The organism is Ideonella azotifigens, from assembly GCF_006519715.1.
Taxonomy (GTDB): Bacteria; Pseudomonadota; Gammaproteobacteria; order Burkholderiales; family Burkholderiaceae_C; genus Ideonella; species Ideonella azotifigens.
Genome location: NZ_VIDT01000366.1, coordinates 1 through 5519 on the forward strand (window position 1 = coordinate 1; position 5519 = coordinate 5519).

A 5519-nucleotide genomic window follows, 5' to 3' on the forward strand; every position below is an offset into this window, starting at 1 on the left:
ATCCAGGCGGAGCATCTGCCGCTGGTGGCCGCCTGGCTGGGGCAGTCAGCGGTGGACGCCGGGCTGCTGCGGCGCAACCTGGTGGTGAGCGGGTTGAACCTGCTGGCGCTGCGTTCGCCGTTTGCGGACCAGCCGCTCGTCGTTCAACTGGGCGACGAGGTGCTGCTGCAGGTCACCGGGCCTTGCGACCCATGCTCGAAGATGGAGGCGACGCTGGGGCCGGGTGGCTACAACGCGATGCGCGGGCATGGCGGCATCACCGCGCGGGTGCTGCGCGGCGGCGAGTTGCGGGTGGGCAATGCGGTGCGGGTGATGCCGGCACCCGCTGGCGACAGTTGAGTGCCGCTCAGGCCTTGGAGGCAGCTGCGTCTTCCTCGGGCAACAACAGCTTGCCGAAGAAGAAGCGCAATGCCAGCAGCAGCACGCCGGCCGAGGCCACCAGCGCCGCGTGCAGGGCCCAGAAGTCCCGCCCGGGCATGACTTCCAGCAGCCCGGCCAGCCAGCCGACGAAGGTGTTGCCAAAGAACAGGTGCAGGTAGTACACGCCGATCATCAGGCCTTCGAAGCGGCGCGGCGCGGTGCGCGAATACAGCGCCAGGCCGACCGGCAGGATGTTGGCGAAGCCCAGGTCGTTGACGAAGGTGTAGCCCAGCGTCCAGACCAGGCTGACCTTCTCGCCGGTGCCTTCGATCAACATGGCCGCCACGGCGATCAGCGCAGGCCCGCCGGCCGCCAGCAGCGAGCCCAGCGCCATCTTGACCAGCTCGTCCGGCTCGGTGCGGTGCGTGGCCCACCAGCGCCAGAAAGCGATGGACAGCACCATCGTCGCGGTGCTGATGATGGCGTCCACAGCCTGCAGCCAGGTGACCGGGATCTGCCAGCCGAACAGCAGCAGGTCCATGTGCGCCTGGGACCACAGCGGGAAGGCGTTGTTGTATTGCTGGTTGCCGACGATGGACAGCATCAGCACCGGGATCATCGCGACCAGCAGCACCAGCCTGGCCTTTTCGGCCGAGGCCATGGGCGTGCGCGGCGCGGTGGCTGTCACCACCTGCTTGTCGCCCTTCAAGTCCTCCGGCGGCAGCCAGCGGCGGCCGGCCAGGTAGACGAACAGGCCGATCACCATGCCCACGCCGGCAGCGCCAAAACCCCAGTGCCAGGCGACTTTCTCGCCCAGCGTGCCGCAGACCAGCGGCGCCAGGATCACCGCGACCTGCACCGCCAGCATGAAGATCTGGAACGCGCTGGCGCGGCGCCGGTCGCCGGGCGCGTAGAGCGAGCCCACCTGCGCCGCGATATTGCCCTTGAAGCAACCCACGCCCAGCAGCAGGCAGGCCAGCGCCAGCAGGAAGCTGGCCTCGAAGGCCATCAGGAAATGGCCCAGCGCCATCAGCGTGGCGCCGATGACGATGGTGCGGGTGCGGCCCAGCCAGCGGTCGGCCACCAGCCCGCCGAAGATCGGCGTCAGGTAGACCAGCCCGGCGTACAGGCCGAACACCACCGAGGCCAGCTGCTGCGTGCTGCGCGGCCCGGTCACGCCTTCGATCACCGCGCGCAGTGCATCGATGCCTGCCACCTGGCCGATGTGCTCGGGCAGGAACAGGTAGTTGCTGAGGTAGATCACCAGCAGCGCCTGCATGCCGTAATAGGAGAAACGCTCCCACAGCTCGCAAAAGGCCAGCCAGCCCAGACCGGCCGGGTGGCCGAAGAAGGCACGGTCCGCGCGGCTGCGCGGGTCGGATGGATTCGTCGCGGCCGGATCGGCGGCGGAGGGCGCAAGAGTGGTCACAAACAGCAGAAGTGGAGCGGCGTCGCCGCGACTGTTGCCCAAAAGCAGGGACCGCGCCAGGGCATTGGCCCGGGGGGGCCTATCCCACTGCGGCGAGGCGTCGGGGCCTCGGCAAGTTCATTCGTCCGGCGCCTGCTTCGCCAGGTTCAGCTGGTAGAACTCATGCAGCTTGGCCTGCAGCACCGCCTTGTCGGGCAGCTGTGCGCGGTACTCGGCAATCAGCGCGGGCGAGGCTGTGCGGCTGAGGGCGTACTCCACGACCTCGTCGTCCTTGCTGGCGCAAAGCAGCACGCCGATGGCAGGGTTCTCGTGCGGCTTCTTCAGGTCGCGGTCCAGCGCTTCCAGGTAGAACGCCAGCTTGCCCACGTATTCGGGCTCGAAGCGGCCCACCTTCAATTCGATCGCCACCAGGCAATTCAAGCCCCGGTGGAAGAACAGCAGGTCCAGCGCAAAGTCGCGCCGGCCCACCTGCAGCGGCACCTCGGAACCGATGAAGCAGAAGTCCCGCCCAAGCTCGACAAGAAACTTCTTCAGCTGGGCCAGCAGACCCGCATGCAGATCGGCTTCGCTGTGGCTTTCGGGCAGGTCGAGGAACTCAACGACGTAGCTGTCCTTGAAGACGGCTGCGGCCCCGGGCTGCATCTGTTTCAGCGCGGCAGAAACATGGGTTGGCTGCAACACGCTGCGCTCGAACAGTGCGGACTTGAACTGGCGCTCCAGCTCACGAACAGCCATCTGGAGATAGAACTCGCGCTCTTCCGGACGATTGCTCTGGCTCAGGATGATGAGGTTGTGCGTCCAGGGCAGTTGTCTCACCAGCGGCGAGACGATTTCATCGCCCTGGTAGGCCTAGTAGAACTGCCGCATGCGGTACAGGTTTGGCCGGGTGAAACCGCGCAGTCCCGGCTGGCTGCGGGCAATGTGGCGCGCGAGTTCGCTCACCACGCCTTCGCCCCACTCGGCCGCAGCAATCTTGCGGCTGATCACGCCACCCACCTACCAGTACAAGTCGATCAGCTGCGTGTTGACGGCCTGCACCGCGCGCTGGCGGGCCGCGGCAATCAGGTTCACCACCGCATCGAAGCCTGCTTCGTCGTAGATCGGGCCAACGCCGCCTTCACTGGACTGATCACTTGTGCTCATGCGCTCGACCCCTCGTGTTCCAGTGTGATTCGCTCGATGCAACGAATGGTAGGCGAAGCCCAGGCATCGCCACCGCCTGAGCCCTGAGCCCATGCATTGGGCGGCATGTGCGCTGCCACACAGACGGCCGGCACGCGCGGCCTCATGGTGGTTCATCGCCAAGGCGAGCGGCCGCCCCTGCAACCGCGCTCGCACCGGCACAACGCCAAGGAAAACCATGACCAAGTCACACAAGCAAGGCAACAAGGAAGCGAAGAAGCCCAAGCAGGCGCCAAAGCCCGAGGCGGTGGTCGTCGCCACCTCGTCCTCCAAGCCGGCGATGGCCAGCCTGGCCGCGCCAGCACCCGGCCGCAAGCGCTGATCGACTTGACCGGCTGAGCAGCCAGCCCCGCGGGAAGGGGCATGGCGGCGGTTCTTTTGGAGGCACACTCGGTGCAGGCCGCGCGAGCCGGCCTGCACGGAGCCTTCTCTCATGCCGCTGAACTACGCCAGACGCCTGACCGGCCGCACCCGCACGGCACAGGCCAACCGCCACCTGGGCTACACGCTCGCCTTCGTGGCCGGAGCGACCAATGCCGGCGGCTTCCTGGCGGTGCACCAGTACACCTCGCACATGACGGGCATCGTCTCGGCCATGGCCGACAACCTGGTGCTGGGCGTCAGCGACGTGGTGCTCTCAGGCCTGGGCGGGCTGGTCAGCTTCGTGCTGGGCGCGATGGCCTCGGCGGTGCTGGTCAACCATGCGCGGCGGCGCCAGCTGTTCGCCGAATATGCCTGGCCGCTGCTGCTGGAGGCCGGGCTGCTGCTGTGCTTTGGCTTGGCCGGCGCGCAGCTCGAAGGGCTGCGCGGCCTGTTCGTGCCGGGCACGGTGATGCTGCTGTGTTTCATCATGGGCCTGCAGAACGCGGTGATGTCCAAGATCACGCATTCGGAGATCCGCACCACCCACATCACCGGCACCATCACCGACATCGGCATCGAGCTGGGCAAGCTGGTCTACTGGAACGACAGCCGCAGCAGCGCGCCGCCTGTGCGGGCCAACAGCGAGCGGTTGCGCATGCTGCTCGCGCTGGCCGCCAGCTTCTTCCTCGGCGGTCTGCTGGGCGCCTGGGGCTTCAAGGGCTTTGGCTACCTGTGCACCGTGCCGCTCGCGCTGGTGCTGGTGGTGATGGCCTGCGTGCCCGCGCTGGACGACCTGCGCGAGCGCTGGCGGGCCCCTTCCTGAACCGATGTCGGGGCGCTCAGCGCGGCACCTGCCGCGCGTCTGACAGCAGCCGCGCATACAGCGGCGCCAGCACCGCGTCGTCCAGCGACAGCAGCCGGTCGCCCAGGTACAGCTCGCTGAGGCTCCAGCCAGGCACCTCGGCCGCGCGGATGTGGTCCAGCAGCCAGTGGCCGGTCTCTGCGCCCAGCGCGTCGCGGGCGGCCATCAGCGCGTCCATCGGCGCGTCCACATAGAGGTGGAACATGTTGGTGTGCGGCAAGCCCGGGTTCACGCGCAGGCCGGGCACGGCGTTCAGCATTTCGGCGAAGGCCACGGTGCGGGCGTAGAGCGCGGGCATCAACGCCAGGCGCTCGTCGAAGCGCATCGCGGCGGACACCACCATCGGGCTCAGGTGATGCAGCGTGCCGCCAAAGCGGCGTCGCCACAGCCGGGCCTGGGCGACAAAGTCCTCGCTGCCGGCCAGCACCGCGCCGGCCACGCCGCCAATGCCTTTGTAGACGGACACGTAGACCGAATCGAACAACGCCGCCACCTCTGCATGCGGCCGGCCATAGAAAGCCACGCTCTCCCACAGCCGCGCGCCATCCATGTGCAGCGCGATGCCTCTTTCGCGCGCCGCAGCAGACAGTTCGGTCAGCTCGTCCCAGCTCGGCAACTGGCCCCCGGCCTCGCGGATGGGCAGCTCCACCAGCAGGCAGGCCAGCGGCTGCCTGCAAGCCGCCAGGTCACCCGCCAACAGCGGCCGCAGCGCATGGCCCAGCACCACGCCGTGGCATTGCAACAAAGCCTCGAAGGCCTGCTCCTCGTGCTGCGCCAGGTGCGAAGTGGCATGCAGGCCGAAGCGCGGCAGCCGCGCCTGCTCGGTCCAGATGCGCACCGCCGCCAGCTGCGCCATCACGCCACTGGGCATGAACACCGCCGCCGGCTTGCCCAGCAAGCCTGCCACCCTGGCCTCGAAACCCTCGACCAGCGCACCCTCGCCATACATGTCGTGCTCGGCCTGCTGCGCCTCGCACCAGGCCGCCATCGCGGCAAACTCCTCGGCAGGCGTCAGCGTCGTGAAGCCGGTGACGATGTGTGGGCATTGCCGGCGCAGGGCACGGCGTTCGGCAGGGGTGAGCAGGGGCATGTGCCGATTGGAGCCCAAATGCCAGGCCTTGGGGAAGGGCTGGACTCCCTGCGCCAGAGATGCCTGCGCTTTGCCGGCGCCTGACGGCAGCTCAGACCCTCAGGATGCAGCGTGGGCGTACCAGACCTCGAAGTGGTTGGCGCGCACCTTGCCGCACTGCGAAGGCTGCAGCACTTTCTCGGCGGGCGGCGGTGAGACGGCCGCGGCCACGGCCTCGCGCACCCGCTGCAGCG

At 68.1% G+C, this 5519-nt stretch carries 6 protein-coding genes and 2 pseudogenes; 3 read left to right on the forward strand and 5 right to left on the reverse strand.

Annotated features, from left to right (window positions below):
* Nucleotides 1–339, forward strand: a 339-nt coding sequence (locus FKP22_RS19490) for an MOSC domain-containing protein (RefSeq protein ID WP_141289368.1), incomplete at its 5' end; no start/stop codon positions are given.
* Between the two features lie 7 nt (nucleotides 340–346).
* On the opposite strand, the gene FKP22_RS19495 is transcribed toward FKP22_RS19490, so the two are convergent.
* From FKP22_RS19495 to FKP22_RS33500, 4 genes and pseudogenes are all read right to left on the reverse strand, one after another.
* A complete protein-coding gene (locus FKP22_RS19495) occupies nucleotides 347–1789 on the reverse strand; it encodes a peptide MFS transporter (RefSeq protein WP_141289369.1) in 1443 nt (480 codons plus the stop codon).
* A gap of 117 nt (nucleotides 1790–1906) precedes the next feature.
* Complete coding sequence (locus FKP22_RS19500) at nucleotides 1907–2431, reverse strand: PDDEXK nuclease domain-containing protein (protein WP_231010769.1); 525 nt, start codon at nucleotides 2429–2431, stop codon at nucleotides 1907–1909.
* A 54-nt stretch (nucleotides 2432–2485) separates the two neighbouring features.
* Nucleotides 2486–2785: pseudogene (locus FKP22_RS33955) on the reverse strand (DUF1016 N-terminal domain-containing protein); the annotation flags it as partial.
* Nucleotides 2786–2932, reverse strand: coding sequence for a hypothetical protein (locus FKP22_RS33500; protein ID WP_211361476.1), 147 nt, complete (start codon nucleotides 2930–2932; stop codon nucleotides 2786–2788).
* 217 nt (nucleotides 2933–3149) lie between these two features.
* Between FKP22_RS33500 and FKP22_RS32295 the strand changes: the two genes are divergently transcribed.
* Together FKP22_RS32295 and FKP22_RS19505 are read left to right on the forward strand one after the other, a co-directional pair.
* Nucleotides 3150–3293, forward strand: coding sequence for a hypothetical protein (locus tag FKP22_RS32295; RefSeq protein WP_170200971.1), 144 nt, complete (start codon nucleotides 3150–3152; stop codon nucleotides 3291–3293).
* Between the two features lie 111 nt (nucleotides 3294–3404).
* A pseudogene (locus FKP22_RS19505) lies at nucleotides 3405–4145 on the forward strand (YoaK family protein); the annotation flags it as partial.
* A 28-nt stretch (nucleotides 4146–4173) separates the two neighbouring features.
* Here FKP22_RS19505 and FKP22_RS19510 read toward each other — a convergent pair.
* Nucleotides 4174–5286: a threonine aldolase family protein gene (locus FKP22_RS19510; RefSeq protein ID WP_141289371.1), complete on the reverse strand. Its 1113-nt coding sequence runs from the start codon at nucleotides 5284–5286 to the stop codon at nucleotides 4174–4176.
* Nucleotides 5287–5519: the final 233 nt, after the last annotated feature.